This is a genomic window from Dactylosporangium roseum (assembly GCF_025264685.1).
In the GTDB taxonomy this organism is placed as follows: domain Bacteria; phylum Actinomycetota; class Actinomycetes; order Mycobacteriales; family Micromonosporaceae; genus Dactylosporangium; species Dactylosporangium roseum.
The window spans coordinates 7906389-7924971 of sequence record NZ_CP073721.1 but is presented as its reverse complement, the minus strand read 5'-3'; the positions used below and the strand labels follow the sequence as shown (position 1 = coordinate 7924971).

At 71.2% G+C, this 18583-nt stretch carries 16 protein-coding genes and 1 pseudogene; 11 read left to right on the top strand and 6 right to left on the bottom strand.

The features are described 5' to 3' along the window. Positions 1-196: 196 nt before the first annotated feature. Positions 197-1477, bottom strand: a complete 1281-nt coding sequence (locus tag Drose_RS37285; protein ID WP_260725888.1) for an adenosylmethionine--8-amino-7-oxononanoate transaminase — start codon at positions 1475-1477, stop codon at positions 197-199. Between the two features lie 181 nt (positions 1478-1658). Here Drose_RS37285 and Drose_RS37280 point away from each other — a divergent pair, with 181 nt between their 5' ends. Both Drose_RS37280 and Drose_RS37275 read left to right on the top strand, forming a co-directional pair. After that, positions 1659-2303, top strand: a complete 645-nt coding sequence (locus Drose_RS37280; protein ID WP_260725887.1) for a LysE family translocator — start codon at positions 1659-1661, stop codon at positions 2301-2303. Positions 2304-2313: 10 nt separating this feature from the next. Next, entirely contained in the window at positions 2314-3528 is a 1215-nt protein-coding gene (locus Drose_RS37275) for an RNA polymerase sigma factor (protein ID WP_260725886.1), read from the top strand. An 80-nt stretch (positions 3529-3608) separates the two neighbouring features. On the opposite strand, the gene ggt is transcribed toward Drose_RS37275, so the two are convergent. Beyond that, positions 3609-5390 carry a gamma-glutamyltransferase gene (ggt, locus tag Drose_RS37270; protein ID WP_390891280.1) on the bottom strand — a complete coding sequence of 594 codons (1782 nt, stop codon included), beginning with the start codon at positions 5388-5390 and terminating at the stop codon, positions 3609-3611. A gap of 40 nt (positions 5391-5430) precedes the next feature. Next, positions 5431-6417, bottom strand: a complete 987-nt coding sequence (locus Drose_RS37265; protein WP_260725885.1) for a GlxA family transcriptional regulator — start codon at positions 6415-6417, stop codon at positions 5431-5433. A 19-nt stretch (positions 6418-6436) separates the two neighbouring features. On the opposite strand from Drose_RS37265, the gene Drose_RS37260 reads away from it, so the two are divergent. Next, positions 6437-7759: an MFS transporter gene (locus Drose_RS37260; RefSeq protein WP_260725884.1), complete on the top strand. Its 1323-nt coding sequence runs from the start codon at positions 6437-6439 to the stop codon at positions 7757-7759. Between the two features lie 88 nt (positions 7760-7847). On the opposite strand, the gene Drose_RS37255 is transcribed toward Drose_RS37260, so the two are convergent. The 3 genes from Drose_RS37255 to Drose_RS37245 form a co-directional block, all read right to left on the bottom strand. After that, entirely contained in the window at positions 7848-8288 is a 441-nt protein-coding gene (locus Drose_RS37255) for a YbjN domain-containing protein (protein ID WP_260725883.1), read from the bottom strand. A 61-nt stretch (positions 8289-8349) separates the two neighbouring features. Beyond that, the gene (locus Drose_RS37250; protein ID WP_260725882.1) at positions 8350-8898 is read right to left on the bottom strand and encodes a hypothetical protein; all 549 of its coding nucleotides are present in this window, start codon (positions 8896-8898) and stop codon (positions 8350-8352) included. Between the two features lie 1294 nt (positions 8899-10192). Further along, entirely contained in the window at positions 10193-10636 is a 444-nt protein-coding gene (locus Drose_RS37245; RefSeq protein WP_260725881.1) for an HAAS signaling domain-containing protein, read from the bottom strand. Between the two features lie 284 nt (positions 10637-10920). Between Drose_RS37245 and Drose_RS37240 the strand changes: the two genes are divergently transcribed. The 8 genes and pseudogenes from Drose_RS37240 to Drose_RS37215 all read left to right on the top strand — a co-directional run bounded on the left by Drose_RS37240 (position 10921) and on the right by Drose_RS37215 (position 17595). Further along, on the top strand, positions 10921-11370 hold the full coding sequence (locus tag Drose_RS37240) for a MarR family winged helix-turn-helix transcriptional regulator (protein WP_260725880.1): 450 nt from the start codon (positions 10921-10923) through the stop codon (positions 11368-11370). A 13-nt stretch (positions 11371-11383) separates the two neighbouring features. Beyond that, positions 11384-11428, top strand: a pseudogene (locus tag Drose_RS39295) (hypothetical protein); the annotation flags it as partial. Continuing rightward, entirely contained in the window at positions 11425-11607 is a 183-nt protein-coding gene (locus Drose_RS39290) for an alpha-1,6-glucosidase domain-containing protein (protein ID WP_390891279.1), read from the top strand. The pseudogene Drose_RS39295 and the gene Drose_RS39290, both read left to right, overlap by 4 nt. A 54-nt stretch (positions 11608-11661) precedes the next feature. Further along, positions 11662-11931 carry a hypothetical protein gene (locus Drose_RS37235; protein ID WP_260725879.1) on the top strand — a complete coding sequence of 90 codons (270 nt, stop codon included), beginning with the start codon at positions 11662-11664 and terminating at the stop codon, positions 11929-11931. 749 nt (positions 11932-12680) lie between these two features. Then, positions 12681-15173 (top strand): sensor histidine kinase, encoded by a 2493-nt coding sequence (locus Drose_RS37230; RefSeq protein WP_260725878.1) that lies wholly within the window; start codon positions 12681-12683, stop codon positions 15171-15173. Then, on the top strand, positions 15174-15590 hold the full coding sequence (locus tag Drose_RS37225; protein ID WP_260725877.1) for a roadblock/LC7 domain-containing protein: 417 nt from the start codon (positions 15174-15176) through the stop codon (positions 15588-15590). A gap of 68 nt (positions 15591-15658) precedes the next feature. Then, on the top strand, positions 15659-16564 hold the full coding sequence (locus tag Drose_RS37220; RefSeq protein WP_260725876.1) for a TAXI family TRAP transporter solute-binding subunit: 906 nt from the start codon (positions 15659-15661) through the stop codon (positions 16562-16564). 74 nt (positions 16565-16638) lie between these two features. After that, complete coding sequence (locus Drose_RS37215) at positions 16639-17595, top strand: threonine ammonia-lyase (protein WP_260725875.1); 957 nt, start codon at positions 16639-16641, stop codon at positions 17593-17595. Positions 17596-18583 lie beyond the last annotated feature (988 nt).

Below are 18583 nucleotides of genomic sequence, written 5' to 3'. Positions count from 1 at the left end.
ACCCAGATGACCCGGCGCGAACGGACCTGCCGCGACCCGCACCACACGCGTAATGACAGACTGAACCAACAGCGGGACTCCCGGCAGCAAGGCATGTCTTGGCGGACGTACCTCTCTACCGGAGTCCCGCTGCCCACATCCACACCAACACACCACTTGACCAGCCACCGCTGGGCTTAACTACCCGGCATTGGCGCTAGCCCCGAGCCGACGCCGCCACCACCGCGGCGGCGATGCGCGCGACGTCGGCGTCGTCGGTGACGTAGGGGGGCATCGTGTAGACGAGGTCGCGGAACGGGCGGAGCCAAACGCCGTGCTCCACCGCCGCTCTCGTCGCCGCCGCCATGTCGACCTCGTGATCTAGCTGGACCACGCCGATGGCGCCCAGCACGCGCACGTCCACGACGCCCGGCACGTCCCACGCCGGGGCCAGGCCCTGCGCCAATCCCGCCGAGATCCGCTTCACCGTTGTCGCCCAGTCCCCGGAGAGCAGCAGCGCTGTCGAGGCGTCGGCCACGGCCGACGCGAGCGGGTTGGCCATGAAGGTGGGGCCGTGCGCCAGCACCGGGGTCTCGCCGCGGCTGATGCCCTCGGCAACCCGCGGCACGCACAGCGTCGCGCCCATCGAAAGATAGCCACCCGTCAGCGCCTTGCCGACGCACATCACGTCGGGTGTCACGGCGGCGTGGTCGGCCGCGAACAGCGCGCCCGTGCGGCCGAACCCGGTCGCGATCTCGTCGAACACCAGGAGCACGTCGTGGGCGTCGGCCAGCGAGCGCAGCGCGCGGAGGTACTCGGGGCTGTGGAACCGCATGCCGCCCGCGCCCTGTACGACCGGCTCGACGATGATCGCCGCCACCGAGTCGGCGTGCGAGCCGAGCAGCGCGTCGAGCGAGGCGACGTACGCCGGGTTGAACTCCACCGGTGGCATCGGGGCGAAGATCTGCGCGGGCAGGATGCCCCGCCAGAGGCTGTGCATCCCGCCGTCTGGATCGGTCACCGACATGGGGTGGAAGGTGTCGCCGTGGTAGCCGCCGCGCCACGTGAACAGTCGATGCTTCTCCGGACGGCCGAGCGACCGCCAGTACTGCAGGCACATCTTGACGGCCACCTCGACGGCCACCGACCCGGAGTCGGAGAAGAAGACGTGCCGCAGCGGGTCGGGCGTGATGTCGACGAGGGTCTGTGCGAGCCGCACCGCCGGCTCGTGCGTGAGTCCGCCGAACATCACGTGGCTCATGCGCTCCAACTGCTCCCGCACGGCCGCGTCGAGGACCGGGTGGCGGTACCCGTGGATCGCCGCCCACCACGAGGACATGCCGTCGACGAGCTCCTCGTGGCCCGCCACCGGCTCGGCCGGTCGCAACCGCACGCCCTGTGCGGACTCGATCACGAGCGGTCGCTGGGTGGCCGGCATCGGCGCATACGGGTGCCAGACGAGCTCACGGTCGAGCGCGATCAACTCCTCAGGGTGCATGCCCCGACCCTATGGCACCTGTATGCGGCTGATCGCCTCAGCTCTGCGGCTGGACGATGTTCACCATCCATGGGATGCCGAACTGATCGACGCAAGCACCGGACCGGCGACGCTGGGTCAAGGGCCTGTAACCGCCGATTGGCTGTCGACGTCCGGTCCGCGGGCGGGCAGCGTCGGTGTCATGGTCACGATCGGTGCGGTTGTCGGTGTCGCGTTCGTCGCGCTCGGGATGGTGCTCACGCCCGGGCCCAACATGATGTACCTCGTTTCGCGCAGCATCACGCAGGGCCGCCGCGCCGGGTTGGTGTCCCTCGGTGGCGTCGCCGTCGGCTTCCTGGTCTACCTGACGCTGGCCACACTCGGTCTCTCCGTGGTGTTCGCGACCGTCCCCGGCCTGTACCTCGCGGTCAAGCTGGCCGGCGCCGCATACCTCGCCTGGCTGGCCTGGCAGGCGGTGCGCCCGGGCGGCACGTCGGTGTTCGCGCCCGTGGACCTGCCGCCCGACTCCACGCGCAAGCTCTTCACGATGGGCCTGATGACGAACCTGCTCAACCCGAAGGCGGCGATCATGTACGCGTCGCTGATCCCGCAGTTCGTCGACGTGCGCACCGGGCACCTCGTGGTGCAGGGATTCGTCCTCGGCGGCGTGCAGATCGCCGTGAGCATGCTCGTCAACACGGGCATCGTGCTCGCCGCCGGGACGATCGCCGTCTTCCTCGCCAAGCGCCCGGGCTGGTTGCGGATCCAGCGGTACGTCACCGGTTCGCTCCTCGGCCTCATCGCCGTGAAGCTGGCGACGGACAAGGCGCGCCCCGTCGTCGTGTAGACAAGGGGGTGTGACCGTCGTCGAGGACGAACTGCGCACCCTGGCCCCGCAGGTGCTGGGGACGCTCATCCGGCGGCACGGGCAGTTCGACGCTTGTGAGGACGCCGTCCAGGAGGCGTTGCTCGCCGCCGCCCTGCAGTGGCCCGAGGAGGGCGTCCCGACGAATCCGCGCGGCTGGCTGATCACCGTCGCCGTGCGGCGGCTCACCGACCAGTGGCGCAGCGAGGACGCCCGGCGCCGCCGCGAGGTGACCGTCGCCATGATGGCCCCGACCGAGGAGGAGGTGCCCGACCGCGACGACGCGCTGACACTGCTCTTCCTGTGCTGCCACCCCGCCCTGTCGCCGGCCTCCCAGTTGGCGCTGACGCTGCGCGCCGTCGGCGGCCTCACCACGGCCGAGATCGCGAGTGCGTTCCTCGTGCCCGAGGCCACGATGGCGCAGCGGATCAGCCGCGCCAAACAGAAGATCAAGGCGGCCGGCGCGCAGTTCGTGATGCCGCCCGACGCGGAGCGCCCGGCCCGTCTCCAGGTCGTGCTCCAGGTGCTGTACCTCATCTTCAACGAGGGCTACACGACGAGTTCCGGCACCGCCCTCCACCGCGGCGACCTCACCGCGGAGGCGATCCGGCTGACCCGCGAGGTCCACCGGCTGCTTCCCGACGACGGGGAGGTCGCCGGCCTGCTCGCGCTCATGCTGCTCACCGAGGCCCGCCGCCCGGCACGGGCGCTGCCCGACGGCACGCTGGTGCCCCTCGCCGAGCAGGACCGGAGCCGGTGGATCCGCCCGATGCTCGAAGAGGGCGTCGAGCTGATCACGAAGACGCTGCCGCAGGGGCCGCCCGGCCCGTACCAGCTCCAGGCGGCCATCGCGGCCGTCCACGACGAGGCATCGCGGGCGGACGAGACCGACTGGCCGCAGATCCTCGCGCTGTACCGGCTCCTCGGCCAGGTCGCGCCGAACCCGATCGTCACCCTCAACCAGGCCGTCGCCACCGCGATGGTGCAGGGCCCCGAGGCCGGGCTGCAGCTCCTCGCCGCACTGGACGGCGACACCCGGATGGCGAAACACCATCGCCTCGCCGCGGTGCGTGCCCACCTGCTGGAGATGGCCGGACGCCGCGACGAGGCGAGGGAGTGGTACGCGCTGGCGGCCCGCCGCACGACAAGCCTCCCGGAGCAGCGCTACCTCCAGGCGCGCGCCGCCTCCCTCTCCTCCTCGCGTTGATCTTGCAGTTGTGGTGCCGTGACGCTCCCATGACGTCCGGGTTTGTCGGCAGCACAACTGCATGATCAACGGGACGGCCGTCAGCGGACGGTGCCCGCCGAACCCGAGCCGCGGCGGACGGGTTCCGCGCACGCCAGGAGTCTGCCGTGGCCGAGGAACTCGATCGCGGTCGCGGCGCCGATCTCGGCCGTCGGGGTGTACGTGTGGCCGAGCGCGGCCAGCGCGACACCCTCCGCCGAGCTGCTGAACGCGGGCTCGGCCGTGACCGACGCCGTGTTGCGCTGCGTCGCCCGCGGCGCGGCCAGCGCCTCCGGCAGACTCATGCCGAGGTCGAGCCGGTTGACCAGAATCTGCAGGACGGTCGTGATGATCGTCGACCCGCCCGGCGAGCCGAGCGCCAGGAACGGCTTGCCGTGCTGCAGGACGATCGTCGGCGCCATCGAGCTGCGCGGCCGCTTGCCGGGGCCGGGCAGGTTCGGGTCGTGGGCGGTGCCCTGGGTCGGCGTGAAGTTGAAGTCGGTGAGCTCGTTGTTGAGCAGGAAACCGCGGCCGGGCACCACGATGCCGTTGCCGCCGGTCTGCTCGATGGTCAGCGTGTATTCGACCACGTTGCCCCACTTGTCGGCGACGGTGAGGTTGGTCGTCGACTTGCCGAAGTCCGTCGCGGCGCCGCCGGAGGTCGTGGCGCAGCCGTCGTAGCGACCGTCCGGTACACCCGGAAGCACCGGCTTGGCGAGCGCCTTCGCGGGGTCGATCCGGCAGGCCCGCTCGGCCGCGAAGCCGTCGGTCAGCAGCGCGTCGAGGAGTGGCCGCGGGGTGTAGTCGCCGACGTAGCGGTTGCGGTCGGCGAAGGCGAGCGCGCTCGCCTCGAGGTATCGGTGCAGCGCCTGGGTCTTGTCGAGCCTGCTCAGGTCGGAGCGCTCGAGGATGTTGAGCGCCTCGCCGACCGTGGCACCGCCGGATGACGGGGTCGGCATGCCGTAGACGTCGTAGCCGCGGTAGTTCACGTGCGTCGGCGCCGGACGGCGCACCTCGTAGGCGCGCAGGTCGGCGAGCGTCATGCCGCCGGGGCGGATCTCGTACTGCCAGTCCAGCGCCGGGTCGGCCGCCAGCGGCGGGCGCTGAACGGTGGTGACGATGTCACGGCCCACCTCGCCGCCGTAGAAGGCGCCGATGCCCCGGCGGGCGATCAGGTCGTAGGTCGCCGCCAGGTCGGGGTTGCGCAGCGTGCTGCCGGCCGCGGGAACCTCGCCGCCCGGCAGGAACAGCGCCGAGGTCGAGCTGAACTGCGCGAACGCGGCCTCGTTGTCCTTCACCTGCTGGGCGAACGTCTGGTCGACCGGGAAGCCGCGCCGGGCGACGTCGCCGGCCGGGCGCAGGTTCTTCGCCAGGGACCGCTTGCCCCAGCGCTGGAGCGCGGCGTCCCAGGTGGCGAGCGTGCCGGGCACGCCGGCGGAGAGGCCGCTGACGCGGGCCTCCTGGAACGCATACGGTTGGCCGGTCTCCGGGTTGACGAACGCGGTCTCCGTCATCGATCGCGGCGCCGTCTCACGTCCGTCGAGGGTAGAGATCCGACCGGTCTTGGCGTCGTAGTAGACGAAGAAGCCGCCACCGCCGATCCCGGCGGAGAACGGCTCGGTCACCCCCAGCGTCGCCGCCACGGCGACCGCGGCGTCGACGGCGTTGCCACCCTCGCGGAGGACCTCGAGCCCCACCGCGGTAGCCGTCGGATCGACCGAGGTCACGGCCCCGCCGTAGCCGGTGGCGGTCGGCCCGCTCGGTGTCGGCGGTCGGGCCGCCTCGGCCGTCGTGGCCGGGACGAACAGGAACGGAACCAGGACGAACGGTAGGAGCCTTCGCACGGTGCCTCCCCAGAGGATCGACGGTGATCGCTCATCTTGCCTACCGCTCCGCGCCCTCCGGCACAACCCGGAACGTACGACGGTAGGCACTCGGCGCGACACCGATCGTGGTCTGCAAGTGCTGGCGTAGCGACGACGCCGTCCCGAGTCCGGACCTCCTGGCGATCACCTCCACCGGCAGGTCGGTGCTCTCCAGGAGCCTCCGGGCGTGGTCCACCCGCTGTTGCAGCAGCCAGCGCGCCGGGCTCACCCCGGTCTCCTCGCGGAACCGTCGAGTGAACGTGCGCACGCTCATCGTGGCGTGCGTCGCCAGGTTCTGGAGCGTCAACGGCTCGCTCAGTCGCTCCAGGGCCCACGCGCGGGTCGGCGCGGTCGTGGTGTCGGTGAGCCGGGGCAGCGGTCGCTCGATGTACTGCGCCTGCCCTCCCTCCCGCCACGGCGGGACCACCGTGCGGCGCGCCGCCCGGTTGGCGATCTCGCTGCCGAAGTCGGTGCGGACGACGTGGAGGCAGAGATCGATGCCCGCGCCGACGCCGGCGCTCGTGAGCACCGGGCCGTCGTCGATGAACAGCACCTCGGGGTCGAGCTTGACGTGCGGGAACAGCTCCCGGAAGCGGTCCGCCCACCACCAGTGTGTGGTCGCCGGCCGGTTGTCGAGCAGGCCGGCGGCGGCCAGCACGAACGCGCCGGTGCAGATGGACATCACCCGGGCGCCGCGGGCGAGCGCGTCGTTCAGTGCTGTGGTGACTCGCGGATCCACCGTGCCCCGCTCGACCGGGTCGCCGGAGGAGACGCCGGCCACGAGCACCGTGTCCGCCCGCTCCGTGATCTCCAGTCCGTGGTCGGGGAGGACCTGGTAACCCGAGGCGGTTCGGACCGGTTGCTTGCCGGGTGTACAGACGAGGGTTTCGTACTTGCGGTGCCCGTGCTCGTCACGCGCGGTGCCGAAGATCTGGGTCGGAGTGCCCAGGTCGAACGGGACCACGCCGTCCAGTGCGATGACGGTCACGAGGTGCTTCTCGGCCATGGCCCGATTGTTGCGCACTATGGCTTTCGGGCCACTCGTCTTTCTCGTCGCGACGCTCGACGATCGGATCGTGAAACGACTCCACCCCGCCTGGCTGGTCGCCGTCGTCACCTTCGTCGCGCTCGTCGGCGCGGCGGGCTTCCGCGCGACGCCCGGCGTGATGATCCGCCCGTTGCACGAGGAGTTTGGCTGGTCGCTCGGCACGATCTCGCTCGCCGTCTCGATCAACCTGCTGCTCTTCGGCCTGACCGCCCCGTTCGCCGCCGCGCTCATGGAGCGGTTCGGCATCCGCCGGGTCGTGGCGTATGCGCTGCTGCTCGTGTCCGCCGGCAGCGGACTGACGGTCTTCATGCGGCATAGCTGGGAGCTCATCGCACTGTGGGGCGTGCTGGTCGGCGTCGGCACCGGGTCGATGGCGCTGGCGTTCGTGGCCACGGTCACCGGACGGTGGTTCGTGCGGCGGCGCGGCCTGGTCACCGGCGTGCTGACCGCCGGTGGAGCGGCCGGCCAGTTGGTGTTCCTGCCGGTGCTGGCGGTGCTCGTCGAGGACCACGGCTGGCGGACGGCGGCACTGACGGTGGCCGGCGCGGCGCTGCTGGTGGTGCCGCTGGTGCTGTGGCGCCTGCGGGACCACCCGCCCGACCTGGGCGTGACGGCGTACGGCGCAACGAGCGACGAGCCGCCGCCCCCGCCACCGACGATGGGCGCGGCCTCCCGGGCCGTGGGCACCCTGCGCGCGGCGTCGAAGACTCCGGCGTTCTGGCTGCTGGCCGGCGGTTTCGCGATCTGCGGCGCCACGACGAGCGGCCTGATCGGCACCCACTTCATCCCGGCGGCCCACGACCACGGCATGGCCGAGCCCACGGCGGCCTCACTGCTGGCCCTGGTCGGCCTGTTCGACATCGCGGGCACGATCCTGTCGGGCTGGCTGACGGACCGGATGGACAGCAGAATCCTCTTGGGCTGGTACTACGCCCTTCGCGGCGTGTCCCTGCTGGTCGTGCCGATGCTGTTCGCCGCGACGGTGAAGCCGAGCATGATGGTGTTCATCCTGTTCTACGGCCTGGACTGGGTGGCGACGGTTCCCCCGACGGTGTCGTTGTGCAGGGAATACTTCGGGATGTCGGGCTCAGTGGTGTTCGGCTGGGTGTTCGCGTCGCACCAGATCGGCGCCGCGATCGCCGCCACGTCGACGGGCCTGCTCCGCGACAGGCTGGGCAACTACGACCTGGCCTGGTACGTCGCGGGCGGCTTGTCGATCTCGGCGGCGGCGTTGTCGCTGCTGCTGTTCCGCACCCGCCGCACCGCCTCCACCGCCCCTCCGATCCCGGTTCCCGCATAGCGTCGCCGATGGTCAACTCGCCGGCAGGCGGTACTCCAGATCTGGGGAGATCGTCATGGGCCCATCTTGGACCCAGGGACTGACAGTTTCAGGGCCGTTCGACGGCCGGCGGCGGACTGAATGCCAGCTCCCCGCCGAACTGGTCGTGCAGCCGCTCGTCGTAGTAGTCGGCGGCGTCGGCGATCCAGTCGCAGGCGTTGCTCAGCTCGATCGGGTCGAGCGTCTCGGCCAGCAGCTCGGTGGAGGCGATGACCGACTGGTCGCGCCAGAAGATCCGGAGGAAGTTGAGCCGGCCGTTCAGTTCGTTGAGCTCGACCAGCAGCTCGGGCGAGCGGTCGATCTTGCGCAGCAGCGGCGAGAAGATCCGGACCAGTGGTGGAGCGTTGGCGATGAGCCGCAGGTAAAGCACGGCAGTGCCGCTGCGGATCGCCACCGGTGCCGTGCTGAGGTCGGGCGGCACCGCCTGGCCGCCGACATAGTCGGTCACCAGCCGGTGCACCTTCGCGCGTAACGCGTCGTCGATCGACACGGCCCCACCATACCGGGGCCATGCATCCCCGCCGATCCGGCTGGAGCTCGGGTGATCCGTGTCAACCGCTCTTGCCGGGCCGGCCCGGCGGGAGGAACCCGCGCCGGCGGGCCTCCTTGACCCACCGGTGCGCGGTGCTGACCGGCACTCCGCGCTGGTCGGCGAGGTCGCATGCCGGCCGGGGCGAGACCTGGGCGAAGTTGAGATAGACGTCGGCGACCTCGCGGTAGAACACGTCGGGCCGGCCGCGCAGGCGCACCGCTGTGCTCGGGACCGTCCGCGCCACGGCGAGCGCCGGCTCCACCATTTCCCAGCCGACATCCTCGGCGACCGGCGCCGTGACAGGTCGGGCCCTGGTGCTGAGCACAGGAGTCGTACCGAGGGGGGTGTCGACGACCGCCAACTGCGCGTTGGCCGCGGCCTCGATGCGACCGACGGGGATCGCGCGCAACAGATCGGCGCTGGGTGTGCCGTCGATGAGCAGCCCGGTCAGCACCAGCCGCCCGCCGGCACCCACTCCGATCCGCACCCGGACCGTCCTGGCCAGGGGCGGGTCGTCCTGGCGCCATTCATACCAGTCCTCGGCGACTGGAAAGAGGCGGCCATGCACGCCGCAAGGCTATCGACAATTCCCCAAATCAACAATTGCGCGAACCTAGACGTCTAGATACGCTGACCTGGACCCACCAGCCACAAGGCGTCGGACCGGGGGGAGTGGTCGCGGGTCGGACACGATCGGGGGCGGTGGCACGTCCGTATCGAATTGGGGAGGACGGGGCGATGCGGACGTTGGTCGCCGAGCGGACTCGCGCAAGCGCCGTCCGCTCGGCGACGTCTTCCAGGAGCTGCGGTCGCGAGGTCTCGCCGGGCCTCGCGGCCGCTTCTGCGCGGCGCCGCGACTGACGGGCGGCTCCCTGTGTTGTGAGGCGGGGTCGCGAGCTGGGTCGCAGTTGCACAATCCGCTGGCGCTTGAGCGCCTCGCCGGCAAAGGACTGATCCCCTTGAGCTAACCCAGCACGGGAAGGCATGTGTCCGCGGACCCGGCGGCCTACTGTCCGCCCATCGGGGCACTAGATGACGTTGACATGGCGGCCGTGCAGCGCGCGGCCCGTCCCGGATTCCTTGATCGTTGGAAGCATCCGGCTGCCCAGGTGCGAGGCCGCGAAGTTCGGCCCATCAGCCCCCTGGCCAACCCGGATGGAGCCGGCAACTCGGGCGCCGCCGGGGTGTCGGGGTGGCGCGCGTTCCGACGCAGTCCGCCGCATGTCGCTCGATCTCATGATCATTTGGAAGCGTCTGGCTGCTCCGACGCAAGGCCGCGTCGCCAAGCCGGGCGGTCGTCTGTCAACCTCGGTGTTGCGCTACGGGATGGTGACGCACGGTCGTGCGGGTGGTGTCTGTCGCTCGTGGTCGCCGCTGGACCCGGGTCGGCGCGCTCCGGTCCGCCCGACTCGTGATCATGGGAAAGATGTGGCTATCGGGGCAGCCACATCTTTCCCATGATCATGAGATCGAGAGGCGTGGCGGCGGAACGGCGCTGGCCGGCACGCCTCGGCGGTGGAGCCTCCGAGCCACCGCGCCCGAATTGTCGGCCTTGTTCGGGCTGAAAGGGCTGTTGGGCACACCTTCGCGGCCTTGTGCACGGCCGCGACGGCCGCCGGCATGCAGTCGGCGGCCAGGGCCGGGCGGTCGTCGCCGGCCGCCTGCGGGAACGTTGAAGTCAACGACATCGTGCACCCGCGACACGAAAGCTCCGTGATGAAACCGATGCTCTGCGCTTCGGTTATCGCCATGGCGGAAACGACCAGCGGCCCGTTGCCGGAATCGCTCGGATCGGCGCCACTCAGGTGGGTCACGGGACCGGGGCTGGCGCGGGCCGCTGTGGATACCGCTGAACTGGCCACTCAGGTGGGTGAGGGGACCGGGGACCGCGACACCGCGGCGGGTGACTCGATCGGGGTGGTCTCGGAGTCCGAGCTGTCGCTGCCGGCCACGAACAGCAGCACGCCGACCAGGACCGTCCCCACGCAGAGGGTCGACACCGCCGCGATCGTGATCAACACCCACGCTACCGCGCCGAGTTTCTTGCCGGGCTGGATCACCATCGGAGGCCGCGGCTCGGCGTCCAGCATGGCCTCGGCGGCGACGTCGGCCGGGTCGCCCAGCAGCTCGAGGATCGACCGCACCTCGACCTCGGTCTCGCGGTCCGGAGCCAGCTCGGCCCGCTTGGCGGCGATGTGCTCGCTCAGGTCGGCGAGCAGCTCGTCGCGCCGACTGGCGGGCACGCCCGCCAAGGCTTGCTCGACGGCGCGGAGATAGTCGTTGACCAGGCCATCGTAGGTGCTCATGCCGCCCTCGTTCCCGCGATTCGGTCAACGGTGTCCCGGAAGTGGCGCAGCGCCGAGCGGCCGCTGGGGGCAGCTCGGAACAGCGGCGCGGCGGGCCGGCGGGCGACTCCCGCCAGGTGGTCTCGACCCAGCCGGCCCGGCGGAGGCGGGCGAGCAGCGGACAGAGCCTGCGCTCGGCGCCGGGACGGCGGACGACACATCCATGCCAGGCACGGTACCTTGCGTCACAAGGTAGAGCAGTCGGGCATGATCGGTAAGATTTCCGTACGTGCAAAAATAACGGGGTGACCCGCTGGCTCGACGATGACGAGCAGCGCGCCTGGCGCGCCTTCTATGCCGCCGCCACGCTGCTCATCGACCGGCTCGACCGGGAGTTGCAGCATGACGCCGGTATGCCGCATGCGTATTACGAGATTCTCGTCGTGCTCTCCGAGTCGCCCGGCCGGTCGCTGCGCATGAGTGAGCTGGCCGTCCTGACCCGCTCGTCCCGCAGTCGCCTCTCACACGCGGTCACGCGGCTGGAGAGCCGCGGCTGGGTCCGGCGGCGCGACTGCGACGACGACAAGCGCGGCCAGTTCGCCGACCTGACCGACGACGGCTTCGCCGCGCTGGAGGCCGCCGCGCCCGGCCACGTCGAAACCGTCCGCACCCACCTGTTCGACCCGCTCACCCCCGAGCAGGTCGAGCAGCTCCGCGAGATCAGTCAACAGATCGTCGAGACCCTCAGGCAGTGACGCCGGGCACGGCATTTCCGTCCACTATGGACGGACGGGCGGCAGCTACACCGGGTGGGGCCTGCATCTGTGGGGCGACGGCCTCGCCCCGGCACGGACCGGCTACACCGGGGCGCCCCGCACCCCGTCCAGGCGGCCTCCGCCGACCCGGTGGTGCGACAGTCCACCTTCGACAGTGCTCACGGTTCGTTCATTGTTCCCGCACGCACCGTGGCGGTTTTTGTGGAGACGGCTTGACGCGCTTCATTTCGGCGAGTCTGGGTATCCATCAATGCACGGAGGTGAACCCACATGACTCGATACCGCAACCGTGCACCGAGGCCACGCGTCGCAGGCGTCGGCCGGCCCCGGGCGGACCTGAAGGCGACCGCCGCGCTCTGGCTGCTCGTGCTGCTGGCGGACGCGGCCTGGTTGGCGACGTCGGGCGCCGCCGCGGTGGCCGCAACGGTGCTGGCGCTGTGCGTGGTCGTCTCGGCCGTGCTGCTGGGCCGGTTCGTGCTCAACCTGCGTGAACAGGAGCCGGCCCCGGTCCGCGTGCGGACCGGGCAGCGCCGCCGGTAGCCCCCTGACGTTTCCGCCGGTGGTTGATTGCGCCGAAAGGCTCAACCGGCCGCCGGCGGTGCCGTTGGGGCCGGTGTGAAGCCACTGCTGTTGCTGTCGTTGGTGTTGGCCGGCGGGGCTTTGGCTCCTTCCGCCGCCGCGGTGCCGGCTTTTCCGGCCGGGGAGCCGGCTCCACCCGCCGGCGTGGTGGCGCCCGGGCCGACGCCGCCGCCGGGTGTTCCCCTGCCCGGTCCGCCACCACTCGTCGAGCCCGGTGGTCGTTCGCCGGCTCTCCATGAGCCGTCCTCCATTCCGCCACTCGCTTCGCTGCCCTCCATCCGGGAGCCGTCGGGGCGCCCGACCGTGTCCGTGTCGGCGTCGCCGCCCGCATCGACAACCCCTCTGACCAGCCATGCGGCCTCACCCGCTGGCACGCCGCCGCCGAAGCGGGCGAGCCGCCGATCGGCGCCCGGGATCGGCCTCGGCGTTGTGGTCGTGATCGCCGGTGCGGCCGTCTGGTTCGTAACGCGACGACGTCGTGACGCTTAGTCGTCAACCGCTCCGCCGTTCGGCTCCTGCGCGCCGCCGATGAGCGCAGGGGCTCTCGTCGCGAGGGCTGCTTTCCAGTAGCGTGCCTGATCGTGATCCGTAGTGGCTCGGCCTCCGCCGCTGCGCTGTGGGAGCACCTTTCGACACGCTCCGTCACCGTCGATTTGACCGTTAGTCAACGCCTATATTGACTGACGTGGTTGTCGTGAGGAGGCTCCGGGTTGGCAGGCAGTGGCTCGCCCAGTGTTCCGATTCCGCGCGGTGGCGGCAGCGGTCAGGCGCGCCGCCCGGGCGGCGCTGACACGTCCGTCGCCGGGCACCGGCGCGGCGGCGGCCTCCGTCCCGGCCGGCTGCGCTCCGTTCGCACCCAGTTGCTCGCGCCGATCATCGTGGCCATGGTCGGCCTCGCCGCCCTGAGCACCGCCCAGGCAGCCACCGCGGCCGACGCCGCCCGTGACGCGGGTCGTGCCCGTACCGTCGCGCTCACGGCCACCAGTGCGGTGCTCTTCGGCCACGAGCTCGAGCGGGAGGTCTCCGAGACGACGGCGTTGCACCGGCGCGGTGGCAAGTCCGGCTCCGCGCTCGTGGTGGCCCAGCGCGAGCGCACCGACGCGGCCGCCCGCCGGTACCTCACCGACAGTCGCAAGGCGGTCGAGGCCGTGCCGGCACTGAGACCTGGAATCCGCACGGCCAACGAGCTCTACGGCCGGCTCGACAGCACCCGCGAGGCGGCCGAGAACGGCGCACCGGTGTCGCTGATGAGCGACCCGGTGTACCGCGGGCTGGCGGAGGCGCTGCTGGCCATCGCCGACGCCGTGCCCGCGCAGATCGAGGACATCGAGCTCGCCAACGCCGCACGCGCGGTCGCCGCGGTCGCCGCCGTCGAGCACTACGCGGCCCTGGAGCGCGACCTCCTGCGCACCGTCTTCAGCCGAGGCAGCCTCGAGCCGGGGGAACTCGGCACGATGTCCGAGGTCCGCGGCGCGCGCGAGCAGCGGCAGGCCGAATTCCGGCGCGCGGCGACCGCCGCGGAGGCTCGCGCCTTCGACAACGAGATGCGCGGCAGCGACGTCGACAACGCCGGCAAGATGAGTGCCGCCGCCCGCGACGCGGAGCGGAACCCCGGCGGCCTCAAGGCCGACGCCGACGCGTGGTTCGTGGCGCAGAGCGGCGTGATCCGTCGCCTCAACCTGGTCCGCCTCGGCCTCTCCGACCGTCTCGACCTGCGCGCCGAAGAGATCGCGATCAACGCCTCCCGCCGCGCCTGGGCGACCGGCATCGGCACCGCCGTCCTCGGTCTCGCCGCTCTCGCCATCGCCATCGCGCTCGCGGTGCGGACCGCGCGGCGACTGCGCCGGCTGCGGGGCGCGGCCCTACAGCTCGCCCGGCGCGACCTGCCCGACGCCATCGACTCCGTGATCACCGGCTCGGCAGCGCCGTCGACGACCGAGTCCGGCCGGAGCGCGGCGGCCGTCACCCGCGGCATCGCCGCGACGAACGACGAGATCGGCCAGGTCGCCGACGCGTTCGCCACCGTGCACCGCACGGCGCTGCGCCTCGCGGGCGAGCAGGCCGCGCTGCGTGTCGACGTGGCGCGCATGGCCGAGGTCCTGGCCCGGCGCATCCGGACGCTCATCACCCGCCAGCTACGGCTCCTCGACGAGTTCGAGCGCGACGAGACCGACCCCGACGTGCTGGCCCGTCTGTTCGCCCTCGACCACCTCGCCGCGCGTCTGCGCCGCAACGGGGAGAACCTGCTGGTCCTCGCCGGCGGCGAGCCCGGCCGCCCGGCCACCCAGGCGGTGCGGGTCGGCGCCGTCGTCGCGGCCGCCGCGTCCGAGATCGAGGACTTCCACCGGGTCGAGGTGCGGACCTCCGAACTGGCGATCACCGGCCCGGTCGTCGGTGACCTCGTGCATCTGCTCGCCGAGCTGCTGGAGAACGCCACGACGTTCTCCCCGCCGAACCAGCCGGTACGTGTCGACGCCCGCGCGACGGTCGACGGCGCCATGATCCGAGTCCACGACAGCGGCATCGGCGTCATGCCGGCCCGGCTCACCGAGATCAACTCCCGGCTGTCCATGCCCAGCACGCTGAGCAGCGCCGCCGCCGGCACGATGGGCCTGCACGTGGTCTCCCACCTCGCCGCGCGGCACGGGATTCGCGTCCAGCTCCACGCCACGGGCAGCGGCACGGTCGCCTACGTGGCCCTGCCGCATAGCGTCCTGGAGCTGATGAGCGCGCTGCCCGCCGCCCGGCAGGAGCCGCAGCGTCAAGCGCCGGTCCATGTGTCGTCGACCGTCGGTGCCCCGCTCGGACGACCGCGTTCCGCATCCCAGTCGCAGCCGGTCACCACCCCGGCGGCGGCAGCAGCGAGCCGACCGGCCGCGCCCTGGTTCCGTCCGTACCTCAGCAGCGGCACCACCCCGACGCCGCCGCCAGTTCAGCCAACCTGGGCCCCTCCCGGCGAATGGCCACCACGCCCGGGGAACCCGTCCGGCGCCGGAGGCGGCTCGATGACCGAAGAGAACCTTCCCCGCCGCCGGCCCGGTGCGCAGCTCGCGCCAGGTACCACCGAACAGCCGCCGCCGACGTCTCGTGGCGGCGTGGTCGACCCGGAGCTCATCCGCTCCCGGCTGACCGCGTTCGCCGAGGGCGTCTCGGCCGCCACACGTCGCACCAGCAGCGCAGCCCCAGGACAGAAGGATCAGTAGATGGCCATACCACAGCAACCCTCCGGCGCCGGACAGCTCGACTGGCTCATGACCAGTTTCGCGCGGCAGGTGCCGGACGTCGCGCACGCGATCACCGTTTCCGGCGACGGGCTGCGGCTCGCCAGCTCGGCCGACCTGCCGGTGGACCAGGCGGACCACCTCTCCGCGGTCATCAGCGGCCTCGCCAGCCTGGTCTTCGGTGCGGCCCGGCTCATGCAGGCGGGAAACGTGCGGCAGACGATCGTCGACATGGACGGCGGCGTCATGATCGTCATGGCGGTCGGCGACCGTGCCCTCCTCGGTGTCCTCGCAGCCCCCGGCTGTGACCTCGGCCAGGTCGGCTACGAGACCGCGATGCTGGTCCACCGGGTCGCCGACGCCCTGGATCCGCTGCCGCGCGACGCGATGTCCAAGTGATGCGTTTGAGGAGCAAAATCTTCGCAGCGGTACTGGCGGGAGCGTTGCTCCTCGCCGGCTGCGCGAGCGTGCCACAGCGTCCTGGCGCGGGTCTGTGGCACGGCGGGCGGATCTACATCGCCACCGGCAACACCACCGGCGTCTTCTACACGCTCGGCGGCGGCTACGCCGACCTCATCACCAAGTACGTCCCGGGCTACGAGGCACGAGCCGAGCCGACCGGCGCCTCCGGCGAGAACCTCCAGCGGGTCGCCGTCGGTGACATGGACGTCGCGCTGACGCTGGCGGACACCGCCGCCGACGCGTACACCGGCAAGGGGCCGTTCGAGGGTCGGCCGCAAAAGGTTGTGGCGCTCGCCCGGGTCTACAAGAGCTACATCCACCTCGTCGTTCGCAACACTTCGAAGATCACGAACTTCACCGGGCTGCGGGGCAAGCGGATCTCCACCGGCTCCGCGGGCTCGGGTATCGACATCGCCGCCGGTCGGCTGCTCTTCGCCGGCGGGATCAACCCGGACACCGAGATCGTCCGGCAGCGACTCTCGCTGCCGGAGACCACCAAGGGCATGCTGGCCGGCACCACCGACGCGATGTTCTTCGCCGGCGGCCTGCCCACGCCCGGCATCACTGACCTGCTGGCCAACGCCCCCGGCCAGTTCTCGATCCTGCCGCTCGGCGAACTGCAACAGGCGCTGACGTACCGTTACGGCGCCGTCTACGGCGTGGCGAAACTGCCGAAGGCGGCCTACAACACGCCCACCGACGTCGACACGATCGTCGTCGGCAACCTCATCGTGGTCTCGCCGGACATGCCTGAGCAGCTCGCACACGACCTGACCAAGATCCTCTTCGAGCATCAAACGGAGCTGGCCCGCGTTCACCCGGAGGGCGGCAACTACGACAAGGCGACAGCGCCCAACACCGATCCGGTCCCCCTCCATCCGGGGGCCGCAAGGTACTACAGCAGCGGATAGTCCAGCGTTATGGATCTCTCATCGGCCGTTGTCGGGGAGGGCGATCATCCGCGGATGATGTCAGGATGGGCGGCGTGACCACCCTCCAGCAAGACCTCGTTCGCCTGGACGACATCCGCGCCGCGGCCGCGCGGATCTCCGGCCTCGTGGTGCGCACCCCGTTGCTGCCCTGCCCCTGGGCCGACGAACTGTGGCTCAAGCCGGAAAGCCTGCAACCCATCGGCGCGTTCAAGCTCCGCGGCGCGACCAACGCCCTGCACCGGCTCGACCTGGAGCACCGCGACGCCGGCGTGGTGACCCACTCGTCCGGCAACCACGGCCAGGCCCTCGCCTACGCGGGCCGCGCGCTCGGCATCCCGGTCACGGTGGTCATGCCCGACGTGTCGACGCCGCTGAAGATCGAGGCCACCCGGGGATACGGTGCCGAGGTCATCCTGGTGCCGCAGGCCCAGCGCGAGATCGTCGCGCGGCAGCTCGTCGCCGAGCGAGGCTTGACGCTCATCCCGCCGTACGATCACCCGGACATCATCGCCGGCCAGGGCACCGTGGGCCTGGAGATCTTCGAGGACCTGTCCAGCGTCGACGTGGTGGTCGTCCCGGTCGGCGGCGGCGGCCTGTCCTCCGGCGTCGCGACCGCCGTGAAGGCCCTGGCCCCGCACGTCGCCGTGATCGGCGTCGAGCCCGCGGTGGCCGCCGACGCCGCCGAGAGCCTGGCCGCCGGCATGGTCCGTGTCTGGCCCGAGGCTAGGATGCTGAGCACGGTGGCCGACGGCCTGCGGACCCCACTGTCAGAGCTGACGCTGGCCCACCTCAGCGCATACTTGGACGCGATCGTCACGGTGAGCGAGGACGAGATCCTGGAGACGGTCCGGACCCTGGCCGGCAAGGCCCGCCTGATCGCCGAGCCGAGCGGCGCCGTGACCACGGCAGCGGTGCTCCACCACCGCGACGAACTCCCCGCCGGCCGCACAGTGGCAGTGGTGAGCGGCGGCAACCTGGACCCGGCACTGGCCGCCCGCCTGTTCGCCTAGGCGCCCCCGCCCCCGACCCCCGTCCTGGTGCCGGTTCGTCCACCCAGCGCCCAGCTCTCCTCCGCTGCCCTGTCCTCCGCTGCCCTGTCCTCCGCTGCCCTGTCCTCCGCTGCCCTGTCCTCCGCTGCCCTGTCCTCCGCTGCCCTGTCCTCCGCTGCCCTGTCCTCCGCTGCCCTGTCCTCCGCTGCCCTGTCCTCCGCTGCCCTGTCCTCCGCTGCCCTGTCCTCCGCTGCCCTGTCCTCCGCTGCCCTGTCCTCCGCTGCCCTGTCCTCCGCTGCCCTGTCCTCCGCTGCCCTGTCCTCCGCTGCCCTGTCCTCCGCTGCCCTGTCCTCCGCTGCCCTGTCCTCCGCTGCCCTGTCCTCCGCTGGCTGGTTCGTGTCCGCTGGCTGGTTCGTGTCCGCTGGCTGGTTCGTGTCCGCTGGCTGGTTCGTGTCCGCTGGCTGGTTCGTGTCCGCTGGCTGGTTCGTGTCCGCTGGCTGGTTCGTGTCCGCTGGCTGGTTCGTGTCCGCTGGCTGGTTCGTGTCCGCTGGCCTGTATCTCCGGCGGGCTCGTTCTCCGGCTGTGCCGGCTCGCCGCGGGTGGCTGGCAGCGGTTATCCACAGCCTGTGGGTAACGCCTGTGGGCAGCACCACCGTAACCCGACCACGGATCGACCATCTTCGTCAGCCAGCAGCCATCAACCTGGTGATACACGGATGAACCCAAGGCGCACCCACGTGTTTATCCACAGCCCAACCAGCACTCATCCACAGGCTGCCAGTAGGTTATCCACAGATGGGAACAGCCTCTTGTGGATAACGCAAAACTCCTTGTTTCGCCACATAGGGCCTGTGGATCAGCTACGGGCAAGCCCCTTCGCGGACCACTTCACGGCGCCGGTGGAGCACGCCCCCCGCTCGTCCGCCCAGATCACGGGAAGCAATCTGCTGCCCCGACGACAAGGCCGCGAAGGCATCCAATAGCCCTTGGTCAAACCTGACAAAACCGG